A 25,434-nucleotide genomic window follows, 5' to 3' on the forward strand; every position below is an offset into this window, starting at 1 on the left:
CGGTAAAAGAAGCTGCGAAGGAAATACGAAGAAAAAAAATCATTGACGCCGCGGAAAAGCTCTTCTTCACAAAAGGTTTCGATCGCTCAACCATGGATGACGTTGCCGCCGTGGCACATTTCAGCAAGCGGACTGTTTATGCCTATTTTCCAAGCAAAGAGCAGCTAAATTTTGAAGTGATGATCCGGGGGTATCGGCTGCTCATCACCATGCTGAAAAAGGAAGAGCAGATTTGGGAAAAGGGCAACAGGCTGGAGCGGATGGCCAATACGCTTTACACATTCAGTCAAAAGTACCCTGAGTACTTCGCCGCTATTTTCTCATACGAGAATAGCGACAATGATTTCAGGGATGACATCCCGGATCAGTCGAGAAACGAATGCTACACACTGGGAGAAGAAGTTTTCGGCATGCTGACCGGCATAATCAGGGACGGGCAGGCCGCCAGGCGCTACAAAAATGATCTGGATCCTGTTAAAACCGCGCTCGTTCTATGGTCGTGCATGGCCGGGGTATTCAATACTTCAAGAGTCAAAGCCAGCTATATCCAAAACACCCATCATATTTCACCGGACGACTTAGTTTCTTATGCCTTTCAGATGATGATCCATTCCATTAAAACAGAAAATGGAGGCCCTACTGCCTGATGAAAAAGCGAGGAGTGAAAAAAACAGTGCTCTATACTCTGATTAGCCTCTTGGCTGTCCTGATTCTGGTATTATCCGTTCTTTTCCTGGCCAGCGGCGTTTTTCAGCCGAAGAAATATCTGGAACCGTGGGATAAAAATTATGCCCAAAAATTTGAAGATCCGCGGATCAGGCTTTCAGCGTACGGACTGCTCGCGGCGAACGGCCACAACATGCAGCCGTGGAAGATCAGGCTTGACCAAAATAATCCGATGGTCTTTTACCTTTTTGCGGACAGCAGCCGAATGACGCCGCAGGTGGATCCGGATTCACGTCAGATGATGGTAACCCAGGGAACTTTTCTGGACTATGTGGAGGTTGCGGGCCAGGAAATCGGTTATCAGCCCGACATCGCTTTTTTCCCAGACGGGCTTTATGATGAAAAGCATCTCGCGGAAAGCATGAATGTGAAACCCGTCGCCAAGATTACCCTGCGAAAAACGGTGCCGCGGCACACACCCCTTTTTAACGCACTTTATCTGCCGGACACCAATCGTGCGCCCTACAAGCCGGAGAAGCTGACCGGACAGCAGCTCAGCCTGCTTCATCAGAATCTTCCTGAGGATCAGAACCTGTCAGTGAAGGTTTATCAGGATAAGGAGAATATCAGCAGACTCGGCAAATTGGCCATGGAGGGGGCTGTTATTGAGTCCGGTGTCTCACGAGTCATGGCGGAATCCGGTGCCATTTTCCGTTCTAATGAATACCAAAAAAATAAGTACCGCTATGGGTTTTCTGTCGAAGGCCAGGGCATGTCCGGAATCATGGCTCAGCTCACTCAGGGACTGGTGACGCTCTTTCCATCAATGAACAGCGGAAAATCAGCGTCTGATCTCTTCATTAAATCAACCCAGGATTCCGTTAATGGGACGCCGGCCTATGCCATGATCCTGACAAAGGACAACAGCCGTGTCAATCAGGTGAAAAGTGGCATGCTTTACAGCAGGCTGACCCTGACAGCGCATCAGCTTGGCCTTGTTTGTCAGCCGCTCAGCCAGGTTCTGGAAGAATATCCCGAAATGAGCCAGGCTTACAAAAGGATTCATGAACAATACGCTCCGGATGGAGGAACAATACAGATGCTCGTCCGGATCGGCCGGCCGACCCAATCGGTTCCGGTCACCATGCGGCGCGATGTCATGGACCTGATCGTCAAAAAATAAAGCTCAGTTAAAAAGGGAACATTTGATTTAAAAAAAGGGACGCCTGACAACAATCAGGCGTCCCTTAATTCATATGTAGTTCTTGAAGTGGAGCCTAGGAGGATCGAACTCCTGACCTCCTGCGTGCAAAGCAGGCGCTCTCCCAGCTGAGCTAAGGCCCCATAAGATGGAGCGGAAGACGGGATTCGAACCCGCGACCCCCACCATGGCAAGGTGATGTTCTACCACTGAACTACTTCCGCACATGAACACTGTTTACCAGCATCCAGTATAACCAACATGAAAAAAATAATGCGGATGAGAGGACTTGAACCTCCACGTCCGGTAAAGGACACTAGAACCTGAATCTCACCCGAAATTTATACGTGCATCAATGCTCTCTACATCAAGCATTTTCAAAAACGTCTCGTTCAACGTCACAAGATATATCTTAAAAGAAATGTTACTGCTTGTCAACAACAATTTCAATAAAATAAAATCGTTCGTCAAAGAGTTCTTTTGTCTTGAAGTATTTATCGGCTTTTCTCTGTGCCGATCTTTCATTATTCCCATAACCATGCTCTTTATGCAGCCAAGTACCAACCTTATATTTCGCATCAAAGGTTCGAATGACGTTTTTATCTCGGCTCAAAACAGCCGCCTTCTTACCATTTAACGTTCTTTTCCCTTCTGTGGCTCTCTCTTTGTACCATTGTTTTATTCCTCTTGATACGTTGTCCTTATGTTCCTGTGAAAGCGTCCTACCAGTCAATGTCTTAGATATCTTAGCACCGTTCGTCTTCTCTCCGCCTTTTGTCATATTACAACAAGGACTTAGTTCTTTTATCTGCTCTATTTCAAGCTGACGGCCTTCCTCATAATCCAGTCCATCTTTGAACACTCGAACACCGCAGTTATTCTTTGCATAATACGCTTTGAATAACTTGTTTCTGTTCCTTGTCTGATATCGACGATTGCCAGTACCCAACCCTACATAGAACACTTCGTTCGTTTCAGCATTGAACCAATGATAAATGTAGTACATAAATAATCACCTCACCCTCTTTATATCTGGGTTTGGTGATTTGTAAAAAGATCAATTACTAAATCTTTTGGCTCGATCTTCTTCATATTTTATCTTTGGCAGAGCCAACGTGAAAAAGCCTTCAACATCTTGATTATCTAGAATCCTTATATACTCAGTCCGCTCATCCTTTTTAATAATCAATGGAGCGATGTGATGTTTCATCAAAAAATACATCATCAACATTCTTCCAGTACGACCATTACCATCCATAAAAAGGTGAATACGTTCAAAGTGAATATGATTTTCCAACGCCAACCGAATAATATCATCATCAGATTTGGCAATTTGTTCTTCAAAGATTAGGTTCTCAACCCACTGCTTCATTTTCAAAGAAACCCGAGTAGCAGGAACCGTTTTAAAATTTGCTTCGAGGATTCCATTATCCTGAGTTTTGAAGTGACCTTTCTCTTGGTGGATTCTGTCCATCAACTTCTCATGAATCCCATTGATTAAGGCTATGCTGATTGGCTGATCCTTCTCCAAATTATTGAACATGAACTCAAAAGCTAAACGATGATTTTCAACCTCAAGAAACTCTCGAATCGGAATCATTTTTTCTGGTAGCGTTTGATAAAGCAGAATTGAATTGACATCAGTCTGAGAGAGCCCATTTCCTTCAATAGCCGATGAATGATGAGCAAATCGAGTAAGAAGATCCCTTTTATATTCTGGATTCCATTCCATAGAACGTCCCTCAGATCAATTGGATTGTTCTTATCTTATCACAGCAACAGGGACTATTATGAAATCAATATTTTATTTTCTTTATATAAAAAAACTGAACTGTTATAATTATCCATGTTCATAGTATATTTTGGCTGAGGAGGGAAAGATTATTGGAAGAATTTTCTGACTACAGATCCAAAGCAACAAGTTACATTACATTTATAGACTCAGAATACTATCCTGATTCGCTTCATGAAGCAGTATCGCTTTATACGCCTGTATTAGAAAAATTTTACGATTTAGTTTTTTCAAGTACTAATTCTCAGGAACTATTACGTTCAATACAAGCGACAAAACAAGAAGAACGCATACAGCTCTTACGTCTATTCCGAAAATACATTTCACCAGACACATCAGTTGAAATGTTAAAAAAGAAAAAAGATACAGAAACAATAATCGAAGCCTTTAGTTCACGCTTTAGACGTATCGAAGAAGTCCGTAGCAAAATATATAAAAAGGAAAGCCCAGATCCTACCATCGCAACTCTTCTTTATGAATATAAAGACAGAGGTAAAAAAGGGTACGAATTGACTGAGTATTTCTTTAAATGGTTTGAAGAAACGTTTGAGAGCGAATATACTATTAACGGTCCAAGAAGAGCAGGAAAAGACTTAATCTTATCAAAGGAACTGGACGATTTTACCGAATCAGTCCCTGCAGATTTTATTATTTACCGAAAAAGCGACAATACTCCTCTAGTAATTGGTTTTGCTCGTTATGACTCTGATAGAGGAGGAGCGCAGGAAGATGACAGAACTAGTGGTAACAGGGATAAAATTACCATAATAAGTAAGTACGCACTGATTAAACACATACCACTCAAAGTTTTATTTATTAATGATGGACCTGGTCTTTTATTAGGATCAATGTGGCGCGATTATTCTGATCTAGAGGACTATGGTCATGGCAGAGCGATGGTGTGCACATTAAAAATGCTTCCTGAAAAATTGACAAAAGATTGGATAGAAAGTTAATTACTCAACTATCTTTTTCCAAGTGTTTAATTCATCTAAGGATGTGTTAACTTCGCTATCAACATAAACTTTTAATCCACTCATTAAAATCCGGTTTGCAAACAACTCTGTTTGTAGGCTCTTTTTTTTCCTATTTTCTATAAAATCGCCCATCTTTTCGCTACCATTTATGAGCCGATTCAAAATGGTTCTGATAGACAGCTCGGAATTATCAATTCCAATCCATTTTCTCCCTAATGTCTCAGCCACTGCCAAAGTAGTTCCACTACCTGCAAAAGCATCAAGAACAAGATCTCCTTTATTCGAAGAAGCTAAGACAATTTGCTTAAGCATTTCCTCATTCTTTTCTGTTGGGTAGCCTGTAATTTTTACGTTCTGATTATGAGCATCCTTAAAATTCATCCAAATATCTTGAACGGGGATTCCTTTGCTATTGTCAAGATAGACTTTTCTCCTTGGATTCCCTGTGGGAGACCAATAGATTTCCCCCTTCTTATCAAATTCATCTAACTTTTCTGGTGTATACTGCCAATGTTTGCCTACCGGAGGCATCATTCCTCTCCATTCTTTACCTGTCTCGCCATTTCGAACCCCAGGTGCATGAATCGGAACTTTTTTGTATCTTCTACCAGTTTTTTCTTCAACGTATTGATATTCTTTATTGCCAGTTCCCTCATCCCATGGAATATAGGGTTGATTAAATGTAAAATCTTTAGTTTTACTATAAAACAAAATATAGTCCGAAATGTTACCATATTGTTTTTTTGTGTAATTTTTAGGATTACATTTTTTCCTAGTGATCCAGTTTCTAAAATTGTGTTCACCGAACACCTCATCCATAATTATTTTAATAGGGAACGCCATTGTGCTATCAAGATGAACATATATAGATCCATCTTCTGCTAATAGTTCTCTCATTATTATTAATCTTTGCCTAAGAAACTCGATGTATTTTGATCCAAAAAGCGTATCTGAGTATGCATGTTCTTGAGAGCGACTATTGAACCTAGCTTTTTTTGCATACGGTGGATCAATATAAATAAGTTTAACGTTTCCAAATATTTTTGGGTCGCCCATCAAACTCCGCAGTATATGTAAATTATCACCAAAGTACAAACGATTTTCTGGGTTCCCGGTTATACCGATCACTTGTTGCACATCTGCATTAGAAGTGTTATTAATGATATCTTCTTTAGAATTTTTCCCATTGTAGTTTAGAGAAAAGCTTAAATCATCGTCCACATTACTATTAATGCAAGTGGGTATCCCTGTAGCCAATCATCACACCTCGTTTTCGCCTTTTCCTTCGATAAAATCATTAAAATCACTTACTTTAATTCTCCATATTCTAGGACCCAACTTGACACCTTTAAGTCTTCCAGACAATATCCATCGTTGAACAGTTCTCTGCTTTACATTGCATATTAAAGCCACTTCTTGAGTAGACATCATAAGATCCTTTTTTAAGGTAGACATTATCATTCACACTCATTTTTGTCGTTTATATACTTTCATGTCGCTTAAATACTATAATATCTTGTCGGTCTAAATAAATCAATATGATTAACAGTTCACACATACCCTTTTTCTTTTAAAGACACATAATTACTTTCATCCCCGATTACAATGTGATCCAGCAAATCAATACCAAGCATTTTCCCTGTTGATACCAGTCTTCTTGTGACATCAATATCTTCCCTGCTTGGTGTTGGATCCCCGCTCGGATGATTATGAGCAACAACCACAGCCGCTGCACTCAATCGAACTGCTTCCTTAAATACTTCTCTTGGGTGAACGATTGAAGAATTAAGTGTGCCCTTAAATATGTTCTTTCTACTGATGACTGCATTCTTCGTCGTCAGATAGATTGCATCAAAACATTCCTGCTGTTCATGTTCCAAATTAGAGAAATAATTAGCAACATCTTGAGGACTTCTGATTTTGTAGCTTTCCTTTTTGCCGAATTTTCTAAGTTTGAAGGCTAGGCCGAAGGCTGAATTGATTCGTTTAGCCGCTGTCTCTCCAAGTCCCTGAATATTCCTTAGTTCTTCAATACTCAGATCGGCCAAACGATCAATTCCTAATGCCGATAGCTGACCTGTAATTGAAGGATTTGCTTTTGGACCAATCAGTACGGCTAAGATATTTTGTAAAGAAGCGTTTTCAGCCCCATAAAATGCGAGTTCTTCCTTCGCCAGTTCATAGTGTTCATTCATCATAATTCCTCCCTATTCCACAGTTTATTCAAGTAGTAAGCGATTCCACTTCTTAGCTGATCAACAAAAATCAGATGCTTTATCGTCTCTGTTGCGAGGAGTTGGTGCGAGTTATTGGTACGGAGATTTGATTCCTGAGATTTCTTGTCGAAGACTAATTCAAATTGGTCGTTAAAAATAACAGTAACTTCTGGATCGCTATCATAATGCAATTCACTGAGAATATACGGTAATTCTCTTACGCCTTTAATCTGACAATTCTTTAAGAAACTCAGCTCCTTTTCAAATTGTTTCATGAAGAAGGATTGTTCCATCATCAGTCCTCCATATGGAATTTTTTTACATCTCTCACATTTATAATTATAAATTGTTTTTGCGCCACCGTACACTATTTTGTCTGAATTTTCCGATATTATTTTGATACATGAATCTATCCATTTTCCTCGATGAACAAGATATAATTAGCCTAGGAATTACAAGAATGCAGCCTAGGAGTGAATCAGATGGGGAAGAAATTTGATACATCATTAGATGAAATAAGGCAAGGATTCGAGAGAATAAACGAGACTATTTCACAAGGGTTCCAAACGATTAATGAGCGTCTTGATCGTATAGAAATGCAGCTAGGTAAAGATGACAAACAATCAGCTGACTTATCTGAAGAAGTGACAACTTTAAAAGCTCAACTTGCTAAGCATGAATTATTGCTAGAGACCCTTTCACTCCACTCAATCAAATATGAAGGAGAGATAAGAGACCTGAAAACTGAGAAATAATATGTAACTGAAGACCCTTAGGGGTCTTCTTTTTATTTACACAAGATCTTCGTGTCATTTTTTTACGTGGGAGCCCTTCCTTAGGCTAGTCACCATACTTGTTTGATAGTTAAATACCTATTTTAATGACTGAATATTCAATTATATATGTACGGTAGATCACGTGCTATTTAAAATAGATATAGAGAGATATGAGGAGGTAAAGAATATGTTATACAACTATCAAATCACCGTTATCAATCAGGACCGGTCAAAGCAAATTGTTGATCGTTACCGTCAGAACTTAGAAGAAGACCTTGGACTGTTTCTTGTTAACATCGGTGGTGAGACTTGGGAGGCAATCGATAATTCCGAAGGAGCCTGCTACATTGAAGAGTTCGATAATTACGATGATGCCGTAAGATATCTGATGGGTGACGAAGAAGTAATGGTGAAATTAGGTTATTGAGAGACTTTACGTGAAAAGGCGTTTTGGGAACCGTAGTGTCTCTTTACCTCCCCTCGTTATTTCATGACTGTGTGTATTTTTTTTAAATGAGGTAGGGCGTTACCGCAGAACCTTCCTCGTGTCGTTCAAATGCCATTCATTCCTGAACTCTCTTCCATTTGTGGCAGTACACCTTCATCACCACTCGATATGTTATTCGTTACAAAACTATGTATGTGATACACCAACAACAATGATGTATCATGCAACAATCAACCTGCTTGCTTATCTCTGTCTGCCCTCAATCGAATGAAACTGTAGCTTACTTCTTCAATGCCGAGAAACCGAAGATGCAGATTAACAATCTCGAATAACTGCATTTTGCGAATGTTCCTCGTTCTTATTCTCATTGATTTGATATAGTGTTCCGTTAGAATTGCTGCTGCACAAAGTCGGTATTGCTCTTCACCGATATAGTCTTTGATTGCTGCTAGATGATCAAGCTTATTTTGATACATGGATGACTCACCTCCTAAATTTAATGGGTTATGTATTAGAGCAAGGAATAATCCTGCTCTTAATTAATTATGCTCCTGTTTCAACGGTCAGCGCACCAGAGCCTTTAAGCGTTAGTTTATAAGACACAAGATCATCATAAGGTGCTTCAAGACTGAAGTCCGTAATGACGCAGTTGCCTGTATACTTTAAACCACTTGGGAACTCAAGATACACATCAACATTCTCGGAGTTGACAAAAGCTGTTTCAAGAACACCATATGCTGCATCATTCACAACATAAGCACCATCCGCATCAATTGAATATTCCTTGAAACCCAGAAGATTTTCTTTCCAGAATCCTTCAGTATCTTTGGAAGTTGCATCAATGCTATCTGCCTGACGGTTCAAAGTAGCATTCTTCTGACCTGCAAGTACCTTTCCGGTCGAAGCATCCATCACATACAATTTGACCTTCATACCAGTAATTTTTGGCATTATCTGTTCCTCTTTTCATAAAAAAAATAAAAAGAGCCGAATGAACGACTCTTGCTTGTGAAATATTTCACTTAATCAACTAACAGAAAGTTTTACCACAGCTTGAGGATTCGTCACCGCTGCATCCATGTAGGCATCAAATACATAGAGCTTTGAACCACGAAGAGCTTGCTGCGAATCCACAATTTCTTGAATTCCCTGCTGCTGCTTAATCATAACTGTGACCGCTTCAGTAATGTTACCAAAGACGATCGGTGTTGCTGCAGGAAGAGCTTCAGTAATCTCAACTGGCAGACCGAATAAGGTGTAGCCGATTTTTCCGTTCACAACACCACTCTGCAAATAGAAGTGACCGTTTCCATCCTTCAGTTTTGCAACCAACTGAAAGAAATCTCTTTGCATAATGAAAACTGAGTTCTGCAAGAAAGATGGATGAATAGCGAGGTACAAATCGAGAAGGTTGTCGATCGTAGCAGAACCTGTCACATCAACCTGCGCCAAATCGGCGTCATTGATAATGCCATTAAACTCCACGCCACCATTACCTGTAAGAATTGATTTTTCAACCGCTTTCGCAGTTCGACGAGCAAGCAGGTCTTTTGCATAACTATCAACAGCAACTGCGGAGTCATTGATTAATTGATTGCTCAATGTGAGTGCTGCTCCAACACGCTTCTGAGTCAATTCAACCTGTTGAAAAGCCAGAGCTTGTTCGAGGATATTTTCGCCTTCCCCGACAAAGCCTGCCTGAACTGTATCATTTTCTCGAGCGACCTTGATTGATCCAGATACCGAATTGAGCTTACGAGCACGTGCAAATACGCTCGAGGCTTCTTCCATCTTCTTTACGATTTCGCTAGCAACATTTTCCGGAATTAATGCTGCACCGTCTGTTGTCTTAACTAAGGCACGTTGCTCTCCACGTAAAATAGCTGCAAAATCGTTTTCGTGTGATTCCATTTTCATCATTGTTCTTTTCTCCTTGTGTTGTTCTGATTTTTTATTAGATATCTGTTCCTTTGCAGGAACCTCAATTTCTTCAATGACATCAAGACCTCGTGCTGAAATCGTTGATTGGCTGTACGCTGGGTCACGAACGACCGAAACTTCAATCAGTTCAAGTTCCTCAACCGTTCGAACCATTTCATTACCAACTTGTTGCCAGCTATCTTTGAGGCTTCTAAATCCAAACGACATGTTTTTCAAAATTCCAGACTTAACCAGCTCGAAGGTGTCTTTGCCAAATGAGGTTGGTGTAATTTCAGCAGACATAAAAAGACCCTCGTCATCTTCAACGAGGGATAGAGATTGATTTCGAGTTGATGCAAGAATTGACTGAGCATCATGATTTGTGAGAAAGTCGATATCTCGCTTGGTATTTCTTAGAGCACGTGTAAAGGCACCCTTGGCAATCTTTTCTCGGAACTTTTTTACGGAACCGAGTGGCTGGCTCAGCTGATCTGTTTTGTTGACATACCCTGAAACCTTGAGGCCTTCACTGCCAGAGAGTTCAACTTCATGAGCCCGAATTTCAATTTTCTCCATTGTGTTCCTCCTTCTTTAAATCTTGAGCAATTCCCATATTGGGAACTGTTAACTTGCCAGTTTTTGAATCTTTGATAACGCTTCCTAAATTAAGCAAATAATAATCATCTTCAATCGCAGGCTTGTCCAACTGATAGCGTGCTTCATTGAATGAGATTAGTCCTTTAGTGAACGCTGCGCTGACTGAATCAACTTTTTCTTTTTCAGTCGTTCTAATAATTTCTGAAGTGTCAAAACGGAAGTAATAGCCTTGTTGTTTCTCTTGAGTTGTGAGAAGAGCTTGATTGAAGGACGATTCGAAGTTCGTTAGGATTGGGGCAATACAGTATTGTAGGAATGATAGATTGTTCTGTTCAAGTGAATTATATTTGTTGGCTTGAGCATTTAAGAGTGATTCAGGCATATTGAAGAGCCGAGCTACTTCAGCAATCATCAACGTATTTGCTTCGGTCATTTGAAGTTCGTTCGGTCGGAGAGACAACGCCTTAAAGTCCAAACCCTCCTCAAGAACGACCGTTTTCCCTGAGTTCTTGGAGCCACTGTATAGCTGTTCCCAGCTTGTTCTCAAGCGATCAATAGCTGGCTGCGTCAATCTTGATGAGGCTTTGAGAATGCCCATAGGCAGCGCACCATTGTTCATTATTGCATTTTGATAATTAATCAAGCCCAGTGCTGTATCAAGAATGTCTTCACCTGAAGCTAATACACCACTCGAGCCAGAATTGATCATGATTATTTGCGCCTCAGGTATCATTATTTCTTTGACACCATGGTATTTGAAACGCTTCTCAGCGATCGTTATGCCATCATTTGTGTAGCACTCTTCATCGACTTTGCTTGCTTCTAGGTAATAAAAATTGTCGCTGACAAGGTAAAGGAACGCTCTTCCATGCAGCAAATAATCTTTAACGAGCTGCTTTTTGAGTGTCTGAGCAATCTCGTAATCATTCGCTCGGTCATTTAGAAGGTCTACTCTGCGATCTTTAACTTTAGAGATTGCTTGATCAGATTGTTCCTCATACAAATAGATCGGTAACGTAGCGATTGAATCACTTATTAAGTCAACAGCAGCTTTTACCGCAGGAATCTTTAGTGCTTGTTGTTCGCTAATTTTTCCTTTCGGCCGTGTAGAAAATATTGCCGTACTAAAGTAGTCCCTTCCATCATCGTTTAGGGGCTTTCCCCATCGAAATAATCCCATATCATTCATCCTTTTGTTTTTATGTTGTGCCTTTGAAAGCAAATGAGGGTAAAGAAAAAAGCCACTACCATTTAGGTAGTGACCGTTATGTAGTAATAACCAGCTCTGGAGGATAGAGCTGATTTTCACTGGAGGTTATGAATTTGAAAGCACATTGAAGAAAAGAAAAATGGACAATCAGGTTGGTGAACACCGAAGTCTGTGCGGCGCTCACATAATATAATATATACAAGTGGGACTTTCTATATGGGTTTCTTGAAAAAAGTTGCTTTTGGGAGCAAGTTTTTGAAAGTCGGAAGCCCCATATCTCATTACTTACATCACTTCATAACTTAGTAATAATCCAGACCTGCTGCTTCTTTCCATTCACAGATTTAACTTTCGTTTGAAGGGAATATTTCTTTTTTTGATAGAGATAATCACGAATTACTTTGGGGCCAACCGTACCTGATCTGCTTGTAATCTCCGATTTCTTGAAAATCTCTTTCATTTTTTGCTGGTCCTCTTTGACCAATATATTTTCAATATGCTCTTCAAGGAATTTTTCAATACTCTCAGAAGGGGATTTAAGCCAGTGTATGGAGGTTGAGGGGTAATATTTTTCTACGATTCTCTGATATGTGCCGACTGTATTACTGCTCATCGACGCAAAATCAGAGATATCAGATTTCACTTTAGCAAGCCTCATTTTATTTATTTTAATATGGGCCAAGTCTGGGTCTATTCTATCGGTTTCGTGCCATATAAACGATGGAGTTCTCTTTACGCCATATTTCCTCTGCCATTCATGAATCCCAATGTCTATAAACTCTAAGTCTCTCTTCATTGTTTCAACCTTTGTCCGAATCGCTTGTCCAAATGGAACTTGAAGGTAAAGCCTAACCTTTCGATTCTTCTCACCTTTTCTAACGCGAGCAACAGTTTGTCGAATTTCAACTGAGGTAGGTGAACCCAATATAACTACATTTCGCACATCTTCATTAAAGTTTATACCCGTGTTCATCGCTGCTGTCATAAAGCCTATCTTTCGATTTGTTTGCTCACATTCAATGATCCTTTCTCGAACGTCTTCATCGTTTTTGGACTTGAAAGTCTGATTATTCTTGCTGCTAATGAAAAAAGGGTCATGCTCCAAAAACTTTTTGGAAAGTTCATATGCTGAAGTGGCTGAAGATGAAAATACTAAGGTTTGTTGCCCTTTTTCAAGTTGCTGCTTTATCTGTCGTTCAATCAATTTAGTATTTCGAGTTAGAAAGACCACTTCGACGTTATGATTTGAGTAGTCCACAAAGCACATGTCAATGACTGGTTTGATAAACTCAGCATATCGAAGAGGCTCAGGCGTTCCTGAAAGAAGTATTTTTATTGCATGATGTTCCTGATTAATGTAATCAAAGGACCGCTCTGTCTCATCATTAAAACTAGCATCTTCTATGAAGTAATGAGCCTCGTCACATACAATGTAATCATACTTAGGCAAGATAATTCCTCTCGCTAAATCACTCTCTATGGACTGATATGTTCGGTAATCAACTGACTCAGAGACATACTTATTTTTTAGCTGGTCTCCAATTGCAGAACGAGGATAAAGAAACAAGATTTTCCTTTCATTCTGCTCTGCTAAAGGAACAAGGTGCTCAAAGATCATCCTTGTCTTGCCACTGTCTGGCTCTGACCAAAATCCGTAATTAAATCCTGCCTTCATACCTCTAAAGTCATCAGCAGTGAATTTTTCTGATAAATATGCCATATTCATTTCCTCCATCTGATTTTTGTTATTCTATCTGAGGCACGAATAACGTAAATCAATTGGAGATTTTAATTGGAGAATATTTGAAAGGTAAAAAATAAAGTCCCATTGCTAATATTAGTAATCCGCTCTTTTTTTTAACCCTAATGAATACTACATTAAATCAATAAGGTTTGGGCAAATCAGAGCGTTCAAAAAGCCGAACGCCCTGCTTCACCCAAATAATCTAGTGATCGAACGAAGAAGAATGTCAAAAGCCGAACGAAAAGCGTGTTCGCCATTTTGAACATTCTTTTCGTCCTCACACTAGATTAGTCAGAAGAACGTGTATTTTAAATTGATTCGTTTCTGCCCATCTTTCATACATTTCATTCATGAGACTCTCCTCGTTTAGCAAACTGAAATACTCAGAGTCAAATAATGAAATGAATGATTCTCCGTGTACTTTGAACTTTAATCCAAGTAAATCCTTGAAACATTGAACAACTGATGCACTTACATGAATATCCCCCTCAGAATCCTTACACACAGAATTTATCTCAATTCTTTCTGTTTCAAGAATAAACGCTTCATCAGAATTATATTTCCAAAGAATTTCTTCAGAAACCATCGATTGAATATCACTAAGCCGAATCTTTACATTTTTCATGAATAGTTCCCCCATGACAATTATTTTTTTAATACCGCATCATTATATCTAGGGATCAAACAATGTAAAGCAGCAATTGATTGGGTAACTCCTTTTGAAAAAATTCATAGAATGTCTTTATTGGGCCTTTAAACTAAGCAACTATTTTTATACACTATCCTCCTCGGAATAAATCAACGAGGGGCGTTCTGGGCCCTCTAGAGACTATTCCAAATCAGCATTGAGCCAATCATAGTCAGGTAAACCTGGCATTGTGATTCTAGGTGGCTCCTTGAGACCTCGTTTAATGTCTGCTCGATTAAGAGCTGTATGTAATGCTGCAGAAAAGTATCGCTCAAAGTCATCGATTCGATTTCCTTCAGCTTCTTGAGACTCTATCTGAGTGAGAACTCGAAAGAATAGTTCTTTGTTCATTCCTTCGAACGAGAAATGCTTCCAGAGCTTGTTAACGATTTCGTCTCTCTTGTTAACAAGTAATTCTTTATTCTCTTTATATTGTTCTTTTTCTTTTTTCTTTTTAATAGTTGGACCCTTTTGTCCAATCTTGGTGATACATTTTGTCATTTCTTGCTTTGACTTTTTGTCAATGCTGGAGCAGTTAGTACTATCCCGTTCATCCTTTGATTCATTCAGCTTTGACTTTTTGTCGGAACTAGCCTTACCCTCAGTTAAATGTAGATCGTTAAAAATTTTATCCGTTATGCAGAAGTATTTTTTCGCCGGAACGCCCATTAGCTTTGTCTCCAGATACTTTGCCTCTTCAAGCTCCTTAATCGCTTTGTGTTGTTGTCTGTAAGTAAGGCCTGTTTCTTCTTCAATTGATTCACTTGTAAGGAAGAAATACTCTTTCCCATCCTTATTCGTCAGCATATTCTTCTTTTCAAAGCTCTCATAACTTGAGCAGAGCTGCCCGAAAATAATCGCTCCATTGACAGACACAGAACGAGCAATCTCTTTGTTGAACATGACAAAGCCCTTGCCACTAATCACTGACATCAAATTCATTTCTGTTCTTCTCTCCTTTGACAGAACAGAAGGTGACATGCTAACATTTAGAAAACAGAGGTCAGACTTCTGTCTGGATGATCGAGAGATGGTGAGCGGCCAAACTCATAGCCATCTCTTATTTAATTATATAATATGTCTGAATTTTCGTACAATTATATTTAAAATATTCCAGAGTAATCGTGTTTCTTCTCAGCCTGAACCTCTAAATCCGATCCCCAGATTTGGACATAGCGTTTCGTTATCTCAATCGACTGATGACCGAGTAACATTGCCAAAGAAAATGGGTCCATCCCTCTCATAACTGCATTCTTAGCATAGGTTCTACGACAAACATGGGGACTAACTTGTTTCGTAATGCCAACCTCTCTTGCAGCCTCCCTCAATTGAGCCTGAAATGATGATTTGCACAAAACTCTATCGTCACAATTGATGAAAAGATAATCATGCGAAAGCTGACCTCGAACCTTTATATAGGACTGTAATTTCTCGACCATATTCTTCGATAAAAAGACTAATCGTTGTTGAAGATTTTTTGTCTCCCGAACAATCAACCTACTTCCATCAACGTCGTTGATCTGTATACCTATACATTCGCTTATTCGAATACCTGTATCCAAGAGCAAATAAAACATGACCAGATTACGATAGCCAGAAAATGATTTCTGTTTCTTAAAATAATCGGCAATCTTCTTCACTTCAAAGTCCTCAAGTGTTGCCCGAATCTGTTTGCGCTCTCTTAGTAATTTAATATTTGCTGTCGGATCTTTTCGAATCATCTTCTTTTCCTTCATAAACGAAAAGAAGGGCCTAATACCCCTTAGTTTACTGTTTATAGATGTAATCTTTATCTTTGACTTCCACAACAAGATAATGTCCTCAACGTCGCTCTCAGTCAGCTCAATAAGCTGCTTGTTAATTTTCAGCTGAGCCATATCCCTTTTTAAGACGTGAATAACATTCTTGTAATACGTAATCGTCGTTTCACGAACATTCTTTAATCGTCTACTTCTGATAAATTCTTCAATTGCACCTTCGTCATCAATTTTGACCGATCGATCAATCAAACTTTGCTGCTCTTCTGTCAACATTTTCCTGCGCATGTTATCCCCTCCACTAGACTACTGCATTAGATTTTTGCTTGATTTGTCTAGTTGCTGAGAGCATAAAAAAACAGTCTACGTTTCCGTAGACTGCCCGCCGTATAAGCATTAATGCGGATGAGAGGACTTGAACCTCCACGTCCGGTAAAGGACACTAGAACCTGAATCTAGCGCGTCTGCCAATTCCGCCACACCCGCAAAATGGTGGGCCATGAAGGTCTCGAACCTTCGACCCTCTGATTAAGAGTCAGATGCTCTACCAACTGAGCTAATGGCCCAAACAAAAAACATTATTAGTGGTGGAGGGAGAAGGTTTCGAACCTTCGAACCCAAAGGGAGCGGATTTACAGTCCGCCGCGTTTAGCCTCTTCGCTATCCCTCCGCATAAACGTTTTGAACAATGGTGCCGGCCAGAGGACTTGAACCCCCAACCTACTGATTACAAGTCAGTTGCTCTACCAATTGAGCTAGGCCGGCGTAATGGTGGAGGATATAGGGCTCGAACCTATGACCCTCTGCTTGTAAGGCAGACGCTCTCCCAGCTGAGCTAATCCTCCAAAGTGACCCGTACGGGATTCGAACCCATGAACCCACCGTGAAAGGGTGGTGTCTTAACCGCTTGACGAACGGGCCATTATCTTTTTTGTCGCAATCGACGTTCTTTATTATATACAGATTGGACAGGCTTGTAAAGTGTAACTTAAAAACCTTTATTTTCTGATTATTATACAACCGGTTTTTAGGCCTGCCCTTTATCGAGTTGTCCGGATTCCAGGCCACTCTCAATTTGCCTTAAATTTCCTGACGCATTAAGACCAATGGCCAACCAATCATCATTTGGACACCGGAACGGCGCCGAGATACTCCTCCAATGTCAGGCCCTTCTTAACGATGGTCTGAGATGTGGGCAGTCCGACATAACGAAGATGCCAGGCTTCATATTCGTATCCGGTTATTGCCTCTTTTCCTTCAGGATAACGAATAATGAATCCGTAATCCTGTGCATGGTGGGCCAGCCATGCCGCTTCAGGAGTTTCCCCGAATGCCGGTGTCGCGGCATACTTTCCATCAATTCCCGACACATCAATAGCAAGTCCGGTTTCGTGCTCGCTTGTCCCAGGCTCGGCACTGTAATCCAGCGCCTTTTCTCTGCCGTCTCTCCCAACATAATAATTAAAGAGCTCCGACTGCGTTTTATAAGAACGGTAAGCCGACACCCCAGCTAACTGAACGGCGTCTTTTTTTGCTGCCTGAAACATCGCAGTCAATGCATTGGCTGCAACAAGACGCATTTTTGATTTTTCGGACCGATGAGAAATAAACGGGACATCTGGATAAACGAGTTGTTTCGGTACATAATTGTCCGGCAATTTAAAATGCTTATTCACGAGTACAAATATACTGTCCGGATCAGCAACCACATGGACACCCTGCTGATTCATTGACGATACAGTCTTATGTATTGAACGATCCTTTGATCTTATCGAATTTCGGCCGCCCTCTGTCTTTTTATCATAGTTCTGCTGCGTTGCGGAGGTGCCGCCTGACTGATCATGCTGCTGCGCCGGGTGAGCGGTGCAGGCCGTCAGTCCGAACAAAAGTACGGTGGTGATTCCTGTAATCTTTTTAAGTTTGACGCTCATTTAACTCTCCATTTTCATTAGAAATAATTAAAGGCTAAGTAATGATTTTTTGATTATCTCAATAAAAATAGTGCAGGTCAAAGTAAAAGGATGGAAAACCAGTGTTTTCCATCCAAAATACGTCATTTTATGATCAATTATCCAATTTCTGATAAAAAAGCGACTATTTCAGCAACAACCTCAGACCTTTTTAACCGAAAAAAAGTTTTACATTGATAACAATGGATATGGCAAGCACACAATTGGTCAGAAGCAATTTTCGGTTCAGATGAACCTCTGTTTTACTCATTTCATCTTTCTCCAATCGTTCATTCCCCTTGGTCTCTCTGAGTTCCATTTCTATCAACTCCTGTCCGGTTTAGGTTCGTTTCGCTTAACAGTTTATCCGGTCGGCCACGCATCAATTATCCTTGATTTAATCCTAACTTGAAGATGTTGAGGCACTATTAGTGTTATTTGTGTTTTATGTAAAGATCCTGATCACACCTACCTGAACCATCCTGCCCATCTTTTTCTTAAATAATCAGCAGTAAAGTCAACAATCGCCCGTTGGGACATTAATAACGAGTCCGCCTGGCCGATTATCCCCGTTTTCAGATTTTCCGTCTCCTGGGCGTCTTTCTCAAAAGCCTGGCCAATCTTAGAAAATCTTTCTTCATGATAATCCCAGTCACGGTAGCTCACCCATCTTCGTTCTCCGTTAAGAATAACCGGGCTTTGGCGGGTAATCATTTTCAACTTGTTCGAATGGCATTCGCCAAGATGCATGGACGTGTTATTACCAAAGCCAACTCCAAGAAGGAGCACCTGGCCGTTCAGCTGATAAATTTGAGCCAGCGGCGACTGATCACCCAGCCCGTCGTCAAGCGGGTGGCCTGAAACAATCCGGTCACGTGCCTCACCCCAAGCGGAGAAAGAATAAATGGGATGACTGCTCCGCTTCACTCCAGGGAACTTGCGAAAGGTCTCAGCGACTCTTCCCATTCCTAATGTCGGCGTGCGTTCCGGATCAAACGGCGGCATTTCTTGGTAAATAGCCTGTATCCAGCTTTTGGGAACCGGCGGATTTTCCCAGTCTGCAGGGTCTGAGACATCCGCGCTGTGTGCGGGCATCACCAGTGTCCCGCCCGGTGTCAGAACCTCCTGCAGCGCCTCAATAACGGTAACAGGGCCGCCGCATACCCAGCCAATTCGGCTCATAGAAGTATGGACAATCACTGTCATCCCTTTCTTCAGCCCTAATTGTTTCAGATCCCGCACTAATGTGGATCGCGTGATTGCTGTTTTCGTCTGTTTGATTGCATCCAGTTCCGTCATTGATCATCTTTCCTTCTGCATGGGTCACTATTATAAAAAGGCACTCTTCGCGGAGATTCCGCTCCGGGTGCCCGCAGCCATTTGTATCGTTCTACTGCACTTGATCTATTTAACAATCAGCACGGGTACCTTTGAACGCTGGACAACGCCATGGCTGACGCTGCCAAGAAATTCCTTGACACCGCTTAAACCTCTGCTGCCAATGATAATCAAATCATAGCCATTGGATTCTGCGAATTCAAGGATCGTGCGAACCGGCTGTCCTTCCTGAACAAATGTATGCGTGCTATTTGGAATCTGATCCAGCCATTCGTTGGTTTTGGCGACTACTTCATTTCCATATTTAAAAGTCGATTCGCGAACCTCACGATAAACGTCGCCAACGATAAACTGATTGGTTGGTACGGTAACCACATTAAGGATGTCGAGAACCGTCTTTTCATCCAGCCGGGCTATTTCAATCCCCTTCTTCAGCGCCTTTTTCGACAAATCCGAATCATCATAGGAAATAAGAATTTTAGAAAACAGCATCACGTTCACCCCGCCCTTACATTTTTCTGTCAGTCTGTTCAAAACAAGAGGGCACAAGCATGGAACCCTCATCAGGCATTCGGTTTTTCACCAGTTTTAAATGCCTCTGACTTTGAACAACCTCCACCCTTATTTTATAGCACACCGGAAGAATATGAAAGCCCTGTCAGAGCTCAGATCAGATGCCGCGCCCGTCCAATTTTTGACTATTTAGTGGCTGGAATTAATTTCTTTCACTATCTTTACACTTTATCCCTTACTTTTTTTTAATATCTGCGTTATATTTATTAGTGTAGAAAAGAATGTATTATGTATTATTTGTGAACGTTTTCATAACATCTGTCAAGCCGGTCTTTCGCGGCTAAATATGATTAATAGCGATCAGATCACCTGAATCCGGTGAAAAATCGAGGTTTTGTAAATGAAGAAAGGGTATATTTATATCGCCTTTTCTACTTTGTTCTTCAGTACGATGGAAATTGCCATTAAGCTGGTGGCATCAGATTTCAACCCAATACAGCTAAACTTTATACGTTTCCTGATTGGATCGATCATTCTCGCACCTCTGGCCATCCGTCATTTAAAGGGAAGCGGATTTTCGTTTAACCGAAGCAGTATCCTCTATTTCCTCTTTTCAGGTTTTATGTGTGTCGTTGTCAGTATGACTTTCTTTCAGCTGGCCATTGTGTACGCAAAGGCAGCCACTGTAGCGATTTTGTTCAGTTGCAACGCCGTCTTTGTTATTCCTTTCGCACATTTCTTCCTGAAAGAAAAACTGACGAAGCTATCATTGCTTTCGCTGGTAGTCAGTGTCGCGGGTATGATCTTTATCGTCAATCCTGAAAATTTGACGAACGTAACCGGTATTACGCTATCACTTGTGGCAGCCGTGACCTTTGCCTTGTACGGAATCGTCGGCCGCAAAGGCAGCCTGAAGTTCGGTTTTGACGGCATTGTGCAGAGCAGTTTCAGCTTTCTGACCGGCAGTCTTGAATTACTTGTTCTGATTTTTATCACTAAAATAGGGCCGGTTGCCGCATGGCTCAAAAGCGTCGGACTGGTCGACTTCAGCAACATTCCCGTGCTTCAGAATGTATCTTGGGGTACCGCACCCATTCTTATCTATCTGGGCGTTTTCGTTACCGGGCTGGGCTTCAGCTTTTACTTCCTTGCGATGGAAGCAACCTCTGCGTCAACCGCTTCGCTGGTCTTCTTCATTAAACCAGCGCTGGCGCCGGTTCTTGCTCTGTTCATTCTTGGCGAAGCAATCACACCGAATGTTCTGTATGGAATTCTGCTCATTCTCGGCGGATCCTGTATCGAGCTGTTCTCTGATAACCGGGAAGCAAAACTCGCGGAGCATACAAGAAATGCTACAAAACATGCACCCGTTCATTCAGGCAGTGTACACGCGAGATAAATATTTAACCACTAAGATCATTAAAGGCAGGACGTGTGCAAAAGCGCCCTGCCTTTTTTGTACTATTAAGAAGTAAAAGTTCAGGGGGAAGTGCAACCAGGACTCTGACTGCGCCTAAAAGCTTGCTACTCGGCAAGCTTTCTTTATCATTCATTTTTCTAAAAAAAGAAGGCCCTGTAAAAGGCCTCAATGGGGGAGATTCATTTGATCATGTTTCAATCATAGCGGATCAGGCTCCCTATTCCATCGTGCCTGCGTATAATATTCAACTAAGTCTGAAGTCTGATTTTTAATTCCGAACCAGCGGCGGGAAATCCGCGCGACTCCACAGCCAAAGTGGGGTGTGGACGTCAATAGGCGCGATCCCTGTCCCGACAAGTAGCTCTCTCCACGCGTCTGACACATGCTGACGATCCTCCGCACGGCCGTTCAGTACTTCTGGAGGACACAAACCAAGTTTTACCATAGCCTGCAGGACATGGGTGTCCGGAGCAATAGTAATCCGTTCTCTCGAGGTCCATTGGATCCCAGCATATTTTTCCAGTACGTAGAGCCAGTAATTGAAAATCTTGGGCCCAGACAAATAAGGGAATTCTTTTTTTCGCTCCACTTGTATGATTATCTTCAGTCTGGAAACATCAAAATGGACAGAACCCAGCAATCCCTGGACATCTTTTTCTGTTGAAGAGTGGCTTATCCCTGACGCCACCCGAAACCAGATGTCCGGATGCCGGTTTGGCTGAAGGGCGATCCTGAAACGGAGTAAAATTTTCTTCAGTGATGCCTGATCTTCCGCAGCAACTTTCTGGGGACAAAATATCCATCTTGAAGATTCATCGCGGTAGGCATTCGCTATCGCTCTCCAGAGCGCATAGGAGCTTCTCTGATAGTTCAGGGACATGCCGAGAGTCAGGACATCAGGCAGTTTGTTCTCTGGAACAACGCCTATCAAAGCGTCTTCCGGCATAACCTCTCCTCCGAGTGCCCCATTTTCATACATACGAAGCAAGCATTCTATTTTTTGCAGTAAAGGTGTATTTGTCATTCAGATCGCCTTTTATAGCTTTTCTTCAGCTAACTTCTTCAAAAAATATAATACACCAGAAACCATTTTGCCGCCTCTTTCTCCGGTGATACCGAGCCCTAGCTATATCATTTACCATGTGACTCACTTCAGAAATTGCTAACCCTGGATCGTTTAATACAAAGTAGTCAATAATTTGATCCCAGTCTGAACTGGTTCCGGCTTCTTCCCGGACTGCAGATAGGTCAGTACAGCCATAAAATATTCATTTTTATTCGTCGTTTGTACCTTACCTACTTGTCAAATTGTAAATATAATGCAGTATCATGTGATGAAGGGAGATAAATAATATATGTGTAACACTTACTGCCCAACCCCAGGATATGGCAATACGTTTGTCTTAATCGTTGTACTGTTCATTCTTTTGATCATCGTTGGTGCAACATTCGCTTACTAAAAAATAAACTCCTCATCTTCTCAATGTTGATTCAAACCTCTTTTTGGACCCCTTTTCTAGGTGTCCTTTTTTTCTTCCAAAAGAAACAGGCTTTTTAATTGCTCCAATTGTCCCTTTCCCGTATTTGTCTCAATCATAAAATGTATTATCACATGATAAGGAGGTGCATAGATTGAGCGATGGTGGATACAGTAGCTGTGGCGGTGGCTATGGCCACGGCAGCAGCTTTGCACTGATCGTTGTTCTTTTCATTCTGTTGATCATTGTTGGTACGGCATTCGTCTATTAAAAGTGGAGCCGTCTAGCCACCGGTAACCCATACAACATCTCCTTCGATTAAGGGTACCTTGCCCGGGTACCCTTTTGATTTACTCAACATTCTTCTCGCTAAAAAAAGAGGCATTAAGCCACCCAAGTTCCCTCATCATCATTGCAGCTGTACTTTTCTCTGTCGATGTTCACTTCCTTCGACTTTACATAATTATAAAATTATGCTAAATTCATTTTCAAATAATAAAAGCGATGACGAGAAAAGTAAGTAATTATTGTTCTTTTTAGAGAGGTCAGTTTGGTGAAAATGACTATGAACAATATACTGAAAGAAGCCTCCGAGCTGTGCCTTGAATTCTAATATGATGATAACGCAACAGATGCTCCTGTTATCGAGCAAAGGTATGGTATTTTGATACCTGACAAGGTAAATAGGGTGACCTATTTACAAACTGGGGTGGTACCACGATTATATAATCTCGTCCCCAAGACCCAATCGTCTTGGAGGTGAGATTTTTTATGTTGAAACGATGTTCACTACCTCGTTTAACCCCACCATCTATTAAAGGTTAAATGGAGGTAGTACTTATGAAAATCAATAGGACGTTAATGCACTGGAAAAATTCATTACTGTTATTACTTGGAATTGGAATTTCAAATGTTGGTGATTGGATCTATCTGATTGCACTCAACTTAATTGTTCTCGACATGACCCATTCACCGTTAGCGGTTACTGTTCTTTATATACTTAAACCAGCTGCCACTCTATTGACTAATTTTTGGTCCGGTAGTTTAATTGATCGACTAAGTAAACGTAAACTTATGATTGTGCTTGATTTGTTACGCGCTGGACTGATTGCATTATTACCCAGCATTTCATCGATGTTCTTTATATTTCTCGTTGTTTTTATGATTAACATGGCAAGTTCGATGTTTAACCCAGCTTCTATGACCTATATTACAAAGCTTACTCCTCCAAATCAGAGAAAACGTTTCAATTCCCTTAGAGGTTTAATAGAGTCTGGAGGTTTCTTGATTGGTCCTGCTATTGCAGGACTACTGTTCCTGATCGGTTCCCCTATGTTTGCTATATATATCAATGCTCTATCATTTGTTCTATCAGGACTAGTGACTTTACTCCTGCCCGATGTAGAAAGGCGCACTCGAGTTGCATTTGGAGAAAAAATATCCTTGAAAATGATTAAAATGGATTGGCGGGTTGTAATCCAATTCAGCCTAAAAAATTCATTAATAATGACCATCTACTTTTTATTTAGCTGCATCATGGTCATGTCGGCAGCCGTAGATTCACTCGAAGCGACTTTTGCCAAGAGTGTTTTAGACCTGTCAAATACAAGCTATGGATTTCTTGTAAGTATTGCTGGAGCAGGAATCGCCTCTGGTGCTTTAATCAACTCAATATTTGCTCGAAAGATATCAATCTCAATATTAATTCAAATAGGTTCTTTATTTTTTTCATTTGGCTATATACTTTATTCTGTTTCTCATTCATTTTCTGTTGCTGCAACTGGGTTCTTTATTCTTTCCTTTTTTCTAGCATTCGCTAATTCCGGGTTCTTAAATTTTTACCAAAAAAGCATACCCACACAAATTATGGGAAGAGTAGGCAGCCTTTATGACTTAATTGAAGCAGTCCTTGTCATTGTAACAACAATCGTAATTGGTTTGGCGGCAGAATATTTATCGATCAGAGTGGTCATCATAACGGGGACAATAATCATGTTATTCGTTGCGTTGCTTTTATCTCTATTCACTCGTTCATGGGCTAAAAAGAGCAATAACGAGTGAGTAGGTAGCGTGTATTCGAGAGAAAGCTAACCATGCGTACATATAATAATCGGTTAGGGGCCAAGCTGTTAAACGGCTATACTTTATTTGAACAATTTCTGATCATGACGACCTGCAACAGGCGGCAGATATATTCAACTCGAAGAAAGAAGAAAAAACGCAAGGAAAATGGAATGAGCAAAGATTTAGGCAACATTGTGAAAAAACGAATCAAAATGAAAAACAGCGGGGCTTCGGGTATCCGAAACACTCCGCTGTTATCATGTTTTTAAGTAAGCTTCCAACTGGACTTGAACCAGCGACCCCTTCCTTACCATGGAAGTGCTCTACCGAACTGAGCTATGGAAGCAATGGCTCCACAGGTAGGGTTCGAACCTACGACCAATCGGTTAACAGCCGATTGCTCTGCCACTGAGCTACTGTGGAATAATTAATAAATAATTGCTATGTATATTATAATGTACCCTTCCTTACCATGGAAGTGCTCATTATAAAATAAAATATATAAATAAACAGGTTGCTACCATCTCTGATAGCTTCCTGCCATTTATCATTTGCCTGGCAGTGACCTACTCTCACAGGGGGACAGCCCCCAACTACCATCGGCACAGAAGAGCTTAACGGCCGTGTTCGGGATGGGAACGGGTGTGACCTCTTCGCTATGACCGCCAGACTAAAACCCG

Annotated in this window: 28 protein-coding genes, 10 tRNA genes, 1 rRNA gene and 1 other annotated feature; of the genes, 9 read left to right on the forward strand and 30 right to left on the reverse strand. The window is 40.9% G+C overall.

Features of this window, described 5'->3' with window-relative positions:
- The first annotated feature begins 41 nt into the window (after window positions 1-41).
- Both E4665_RS06725 and E4665_RS06730 read left to right on the forward strand, forming a co-directional pair.
- Window positions 42-647 (forward strand): TetR/AcrR family transcriptional regulator, encoded by a 606-nt coding sequence (locus E4665_RS06725; RefSeq protein ID WP_277752211.1) that lies wholly within the window; start codon window positions 42-44, stop codon window positions 645-647.
- Entirely contained in the window at window positions 647-1,849 is a 1,203-nt protein-coding gene (locus E4665_RS06730) for an Acg family FMN-binding oxidoreductase (RefSeq protein ID WP_135348030.1), read from the forward strand. Before E4665_RS06725 ends, E4665_RS06730 begins: the two co-directional genes overlap by 1 nt.
- An 88-nt stretch (window positions 1,850-1,937) precedes the next feature.
- On the opposite strand, the gene E4665_RS06735 is transcribed toward E4665_RS06730, so the two are convergent.
- The 4 genes from E4665_RS06735 to E4665_RS06750 all read right to left on the reverse strand — a co-directional run bounded on the left by E4665_RS06735 (window position 1,938) and on the right by E4665_RS06750 (window position 3,599).
- Window positions 1,938-2,010 (reverse strand) — tRNA-Ala (locus tag E4665_RS06735).
- A gap of 6 nt (window positions 2,011-2,016) precedes the next feature.
- A tRNA-Gly gene (locus E4665_RS06740) sits at window positions 2,017-2,091 on the reverse strand.
- A 200-nt stretch (window positions 2,092-2,291) separates the two neighbouring features.
- Window positions 2,292-2,873, reverse strand: coding sequence for a GIY-YIG nuclease family protein (locus E4665_RS06745; protein ID WP_135348031.1), 582 nt, complete (start codon window positions 2,871-2,873; stop codon window positions 2,292-2,294).
- Between the two features lie 51 nt (window positions 2,874-2,924).
- A complete protein-coding gene (locus E4665_RS06750) occupies window positions 2,925-3,599 on the reverse strand; it encodes a Fic family protein (protein WP_135348032.1) in 675 nt (224 codons plus the stop codon).
- Between the two features lie 152 nt (window positions 3,600-3,751).
- Between E4665_RS06750 and E4665_RS06755 the strand changes: the two genes are divergently transcribed.
- Window positions 3,752-4,615: a helix-turn-helix domain-containing protein gene (locus tag E4665_RS06755; RefSeq protein WP_135348033.1), complete on the forward strand. Its 864-nt coding sequence runs from the start codon at window positions 3,752-3,754 to the stop codon at window positions 4,613-4,615.
- Here the strand turns inward: E4665_RS06755 and E4665_RS06760 are convergent, their stop codons facing one another.
- The 4 genes from E4665_RS06760 to E4665_RS06775 all read right to left on the reverse strand — a co-directional run bounded on the left by E4665_RS06760 (window position 4,616) and on the right by E4665_RS06775 (window position 7,145).
- Entirely contained in the window at window positions 4,616-5,893 is a 1,278-nt protein-coding gene (locus E4665_RS06760) for a site-specific DNA-methyltransferase (protein ID WP_135348034.1), read from the reverse strand.
- Between the two features lie 3 nt (window positions 5,894-5,896).
- Entirely contained in the window at window positions 5,897-6,097 is a 201-nt protein-coding gene (locus E4665_RS18810) for a helix-turn-helix domain-containing protein (RefSeq protein ID WP_135348035.1), read from the reverse strand.
- Window positions 6,098-6,186: 89 nt separating this feature from the next.
- Window positions 6,187-6,831, reverse strand: a complete 645-nt coding sequence (gene radC / locus E4665_RS06770) for a RadC family protein (RefSeq protein WP_241654720.1) — start codon at window positions 6,829-6,831, stop codon at window positions 6,187-6,189.
- Window positions 6,831-7,145, reverse strand: coding sequence for a hypothetical protein (locus tag E4665_RS06775; protein WP_135348037.1), 315 nt, complete (start codon window positions 7,143-7,145; stop codon window positions 6,831-6,833). The genes radC and E4665_RS06775 overlap by 1 nt, the downstream gene beginning before the upstream one ends.
- Before the next feature lie 189 nt (window positions 7,146-7,334).
- Here E4665_RS06775 and E4665_RS06780 point away from each other — a divergent pair, with 189 nt between their 5' ends.
- Window positions 7,335-7,607 (forward strand): hypothetical protein, encoded by a 273-nt coding sequence (locus tag E4665_RS06780; RefSeq protein ID WP_135348038.1) that lies wholly within the window; start codon window positions 7,335-7,337, stop codon window positions 7,605-7,607.
- Window positions 7,608-7,815: 208 nt separating this feature from the next.
- Window positions 7,816-8,055, forward strand: a complete 240-nt coding sequence (locus tag E4665_RS06785) for a hypothetical protein (RefSeq protein ID WP_135348039.1) — start codon at window positions 7,816-7,818, stop codon at window positions 8,053-8,055.
- 251 nt (window positions 8,056-8,306) lie between these two features.
- On the opposite strand, the gene E4665_RS06790 is transcribed toward E4665_RS06785, so the two are convergent.
- The 18 genes from E4665_RS06790 to E4665_RS06870 all read right to left on the reverse strand — a co-directional run bounded on the left by E4665_RS06790 (window position 8,307) and on the right by E4665_RS06870 (window position 19,771).
- Window positions 8,307-8,552 (reverse strand): hypothetical protein, encoded by a 246-nt coding sequence (locus E4665_RS06790; RefSeq protein ID WP_135348040.1) that lies wholly within the window; start codon window positions 8,550-8,552, stop codon window positions 8,307-8,309.
- A 67-nt stretch (window positions 8,553-8,619) separates the two neighbouring features.
- Window positions 8,620-9,027, reverse strand: coding sequence for a phage major tail protein, TP901-1 family (locus E4665_RS06795; RefSeq protein WP_135348041.1), 408 nt, complete (start codon window positions 9,025-9,027; stop codon window positions 8,620-8,622).
- A gap of 75 nt (window positions 9,028-9,102) precedes the next feature.
- Window positions 9,103-10,572, reverse strand: coding sequence for a phage major capsid protein (locus E4665_RS06800; protein ID WP_135348042.1), 1,470 nt, complete (start codon window positions 10,570-10,572; stop codon window positions 9,103-9,105).
- Window positions 10,559-11,773: a phage portal protein gene (locus tag E4665_RS06805; RefSeq protein ID WP_167815137.1), complete on the reverse strand. Its 1,215-nt coding sequence runs from the start codon at window positions 11,771-11,773 to the stop codon at window positions 10,559-10,561. Before E4665_RS06805 ends, E4665_RS06800 begins: the two co-directional genes overlap by 14 nt.
- 325 nt (window positions 11,774-12,098) lie before the next feature.
- Window positions 12,099-13,523, reverse strand: coding sequence for a DEAD/DEAH box helicase (locus tag E4665_RS06810; protein ID WP_135348044.1), 1,425 nt, complete (start codon window positions 13,521-13,523; stop codon window positions 12,099-12,101).
- Between the two features lie 301 nt (window positions 13,524-13,824).
- On the reverse strand, window positions 13,825-14,172 hold the full coding sequence (locus E4665_RS06815) for a hypothetical protein (RefSeq protein ID WP_135348045.1): 348 nt from the start codon (window positions 14,170-14,172) through the stop codon (window positions 13,825-13,827).
- A gap of 204 nt (window positions 14,173-14,376) precedes the next feature.
- Window positions 14,377-15,177 carry a hypothetical protein gene (locus E4665_RS06820; RefSeq protein ID WP_135348046.1) on the reverse strand — a complete coding sequence of 267 codons (801 nt, stop codon included), beginning with the start codon at window positions 15,175-15,177 and terminating at the stop codon, window positions 14,377-14,379.
- 161 nt (window positions 15,178-15,338) lie between these two features.
- Entirely contained in the window at window positions 15,339-16,280 is a 942-nt protein-coding gene (locus E4665_RS06825) for a tyrosine-type recombinase/integrase (protein WP_135348047.1), read from the reverse strand.
- Window positions 16,281-16,392: 112 nt separating this feature from the next.
- Window positions 16,393-16,478, reverse strand: a tRNA-Leu gene (locus E4665_RS06830).
- 4 nt (window positions 16,479-16,482) lie between these two features.
- Window positions 16,483-16,558 (reverse strand) — tRNA-Lys (locus E4665_RS06835).
- A 19-nt stretch (window positions 16,559-16,577) separates the two neighbouring features.
- Window positions 16,578-16,662, reverse strand: a tRNA-Tyr gene (locus E4665_RS06840).
- Between the two features lie 19 nt (window positions 16,663-16,681).
- Window positions 16,682-16,757: transfer RNA gene (locus E4665_RS06845), tRNA-Thr, on the reverse strand.
- 4 nt (window positions 16,758-16,761) lie between these two features.
- Window positions 16,762-16,837: transfer RNA gene (locus E4665_RS06850), tRNA-Val, on the reverse strand.
- Window positions 16,838-16,841: 4 nt separating this feature from the next.
- Window positions 16,842-16,913, reverse strand: a tRNA-Glu gene (locus E4665_RS06855).
- A 200-nt stretch (window positions 16,914-17,113) separates the two neighbouring features.
- Window positions 17,114-17,923, reverse strand: coding sequence for a M15 family metallopeptidase (locus E4665_RS06860; protein WP_135348048.1), 810 nt, complete (start codon window positions 17,921-17,923; stop codon window positions 17,114-17,116).
- Between the two features lie 190 nt (window positions 17,924-18,113).
- Window positions 18,114-18,260 carry a hypothetical protein gene (locus E4665_RS18095; RefSeq protein ID WP_167815138.1) on the reverse strand — a complete coding sequence of 49 codons (147 nt, stop codon included), beginning with the start codon at window positions 18,258-18,260 and terminating at the stop codon, window positions 18,114-18,116.
- A gap of 149 nt (window positions 18,261-18,409) precedes the next feature.
- Window positions 18,410-19,240 carry an AAC(3) family N-acetyltransferase gene (locus E4665_RS06865; protein WP_135348049.1) on the reverse strand — a complete coding sequence of 277 codons (831 nt, stop codon included), beginning with the start codon at window positions 19,238-19,240 and terminating at the stop codon, window positions 18,410-18,412.
- A 105-nt stretch (window positions 19,241-19,345) separates the two neighbouring features.
- A complete protein-coding gene (locus E4665_RS06870) occupies window positions 19,346-19,771 on the reverse strand; it encodes a universal stress protein (protein ID WP_135348050.1) in 426 nt (141 codons plus the stop codon).
- Window positions 19,772-20,192: 421 nt separating this feature from the next.
- Here E4665_RS06870 and E4665_RS06875 point away from each other — a divergent pair, with 421 nt between their 5' ends.
- Window positions 20,193-21,191: a DMT family transporter gene (locus tag E4665_RS06875; RefSeq protein WP_135348051.1), complete on the forward strand. Its 999-nt coding sequence runs from the start codon at window positions 20,193-20,195 to the stop codon at window positions 21,189-21,191.
- A gap of 289 nt (window positions 21,192-21,480) precedes the next feature.
- On the opposite strand, the gene E4665_RS06880 is transcribed toward E4665_RS06875, so the two are convergent.
- A complete protein-coding gene (locus tag E4665_RS06880; RefSeq protein ID WP_241654723.1) occupies window positions 21,481-22,158 on the reverse strand; it encodes a hypothetical protein in 678 nt (225 codons plus the stop codon).
- 409 nt (window positions 22,159-22,567) lie between these two features.
- Between E4665_RS06880 and E4665_RS06885 the strand changes: the two genes are divergently transcribed.
- The 3 genes from E4665_RS06885 (at window position 22,568) to E4665_RS06895 (ending at window position 24,751) form a co-directional block, all read left to right on the forward strand.
- Window positions 22,568-22,672 carry a YjcZ family sporulation protein gene (locus tag E4665_RS06885; RefSeq protein ID WP_135348053.1) on the forward strand — a complete coding sequence of 35 codons (105 nt, stop codon included), beginning with the start codon at window positions 22,568-22,570 and terminating at the stop codon, window positions 22,670-22,672.
- Between the two features lie 172 nt (window positions 22,673-22,844).
- Window positions 22,845-22,961 carry a YjcZ family sporulation protein gene (locus E4665_RS06890; protein WP_135348054.1) on the forward strand — a complete coding sequence of 39 codons (117 nt, stop codon included), beginning with the start codon at window positions 22,845-22,847 and terminating at the stop codon, window positions 22,959-22,961.
- A 224-nt stretch (window positions 22,962-23,185) separates the two neighbouring features.
- Window positions 23,186-23,432, forward strand: a binding site (T-box leader).
- Window positions 23,433-23,536: 104 nt separating this feature from the next.
- Window positions 23,537-24,751: an MFS transporter gene (locus E4665_RS06895; protein ID WP_422067244.1), complete on the forward strand. Its 1,215-nt coding sequence runs from the start codon at window positions 23,537-23,539 to the stop codon at window positions 24,749-24,751.
- Window positions 24,752-25,026: 275 nt separating this feature from the next.
- On the opposite strand, the gene E4665_RS06900 is transcribed toward E4665_RS06895, so the two are convergent.
- The 3 genes from E4665_RS06900 to rrf form a co-directional block, all read right to left on the reverse strand.
- A tRNA-Thr gene (locus tag E4665_RS06900) sits at window positions 25,027-25,100 on the reverse strand.
- A 2-nt stretch (window positions 25,101-25,102) separates the two neighbouring features.
- Window positions 25,103-25,177, reverse strand: a tRNA-Asn gene (locus tag E4665_RS06905).
- A 130-nt stretch (window positions 25,178-25,307) separates the two neighbouring features.
- Window positions 25,308-25,424 (reverse strand): 5S ribosomal RNA (gene rrf, locus E4665_RS06910).
- Window positions 25,425-25,434: the final 10 nt, after the last annotated feature.

The organism is Sporolactobacillus shoreae, from assembly GCF_004684935.1.
GTDB classification, from domain to species: domain Bacteria; phylum Bacillota; class Bacilli; order Bacillales; family Sporolactobacillaceae; genus Sporolactobacillus; species Sporolactobacillus shoreae.

Excerpts from the sequence above, each read along its gene's own strand:
- E4665_RS06865 (WP_135348049.1), bottom strand. The coding sequence starts at position 19,240 with ATGACGGAACTGGATGCAATCAAACAGACGAAAACAGCAATCACGCGA.
- E4665_RS06810 (WP_135348044.1), bottom strand. The coding sequence starts at position 13,523 with ATGGCATATTTATCAGAAAAATTCACTGCTGATGACTTTAGAGGTATG.
- E4665_RS06870 (WP_135348050.1), bottom strand. The coding sequence starts at position 19,771 with ATGCTGTTTTCTAAAATTCTTATTTCCTATGATGATTCGGATTTGTCG.
- E4665_RS06875 (WP_135348051.1), top strand. The coding sequence starts at position 20,193 with ATGAAGAAAGGGTATATTTATATCGCCTTTTCTACTTTGTTCTTCAGT.
- E4665_RS06885 (WP_135348053.1), top strand. The coding sequence starts at position 22,568 with ATGTGTAACACTTACTGCCCAACCCCAGGATATGGCAATACGTTTGTC.
- E4665_RS06825 (WP_135348047.1), bottom strand. The coding sequence starts at position 16,280 with ATGCGCAGGAAAATGTTGACAGAAGAGCAGCAAAGTTTGATTGATCGA.
- E4665_RS06775 (WP_135348037.1), bottom strand. The coding sequence starts at position 7,145 with ATGGAACAATCCTTCTTCATGAAACAATTTGAAAAGGAGCTGAGTTTC.
- radC (WP_241654720.1), bottom strand. The coding sequence starts at position 6,831 with ATGAATGAACACTATGAACTGGCGAAGGAAGAACTCGCATTTTATGGG.
- E4665_RS06780 (WP_135348038.1), top strand. The coding sequence starts at position 7,335 with ATGGGGAAGAAATTTGATACATCATTAGATGAAATAAGGCAAGGATTC.
- E4665_RS06795 (WP_135348041.1), bottom strand. The coding sequence starts at position 9,027 with ATGCCAAAAATTACTGGTATGAAGGTCAAATTGTATGTGATGGATGCT.
- E4665_RS18810 (WP_135348035.1), bottom strand. The coding sequence starts at position 6,097 with ATGATAATGTCTACCTTAAAAAAGGATCTTATGATGTCTACTCAAGAA.
- E4665_RS06800 (WP_135348042.1), bottom strand. The coding sequence starts at position 10,572 with ATGGAGAAAATTGAAATTCGGGCTCATGAAGTTGAACTCTCTGGCAGT.
- E4665_RS06880 (WP_241654723.1), bottom strand. The coding sequence starts at position 22,158 with ATGCCGGAAGACGCTTTGATAGGCGTTGTTCCAGAGAACAAACTGCCT.
- E4665_RS06730 (WP_135348030.1), top strand. The coding sequence starts at position 647 with ATGAAAAAGCGAGGAGTGAAAAAAACAGTGCTCTATACTCTGATTAGC.
- E4665_RS06860 (WP_135348048.1), bottom strand. The coding sequence starts at position 17,923 with ATGAGCGTCAAACTTAAAAAGATTACAGGAATCACCACCGTACTTTTG.
- E4665_RS06805 (WP_167815137.1), bottom strand. The coding sequence starts at position 11,773 with ATGGGATTATTTCGATGGGGAAAGCCCCTAAACGATGATGGAAGGGAC.
- E4665_RS06750 (WP_135348032.1), bottom strand. The coding sequence starts at position 3,599 with ATGGAATGGAATCCAGAATATAAAAGGGATCTTCTTACTCGATTTGCT.
- E4665_RS06820 (WP_135348046.1), bottom strand. The coding sequence starts at position 15,177 with ATGAATTTGATGTCAGTGATTAGTGGCAAGGGCTTTGTCATGTTCAAC.
- E4665_RS06815 (WP_135348045.1), bottom strand. The coding sequence starts at position 14,172 with ATGAAAAATGTAAAGATTCGGCTTAGTGATATTCAATCGATGGTTTCT.
- E4665_RS18095 (WP_167815138.1), bottom strand. The coding sequence starts at position 18,260 with ATGGAACTCAGAGAGACCAAGGGGAATGAACGATTGGAGAAAGATGAA.
- E4665_RS06785 (WP_135348039.1), top strand. The coding sequence starts at position 7,816 with ATGTTATACAACTATCAAATCACCGTTATCAATCAGGACCGGTCAAAG.
- E4665_RS06745 (WP_135348031.1), bottom strand. The coding sequence starts at position 2,873 with ATGTACTACATTTATCATTGGTTCAATGCTGAAACGAACGAAGTGTTC.
- E4665_RS06790 (WP_135348040.1), bottom strand. The coding sequence starts at position 8,552 with ATGTATCAAAATAAGCTTGATCATCTAGCAGCAATCAAAGACTATATC.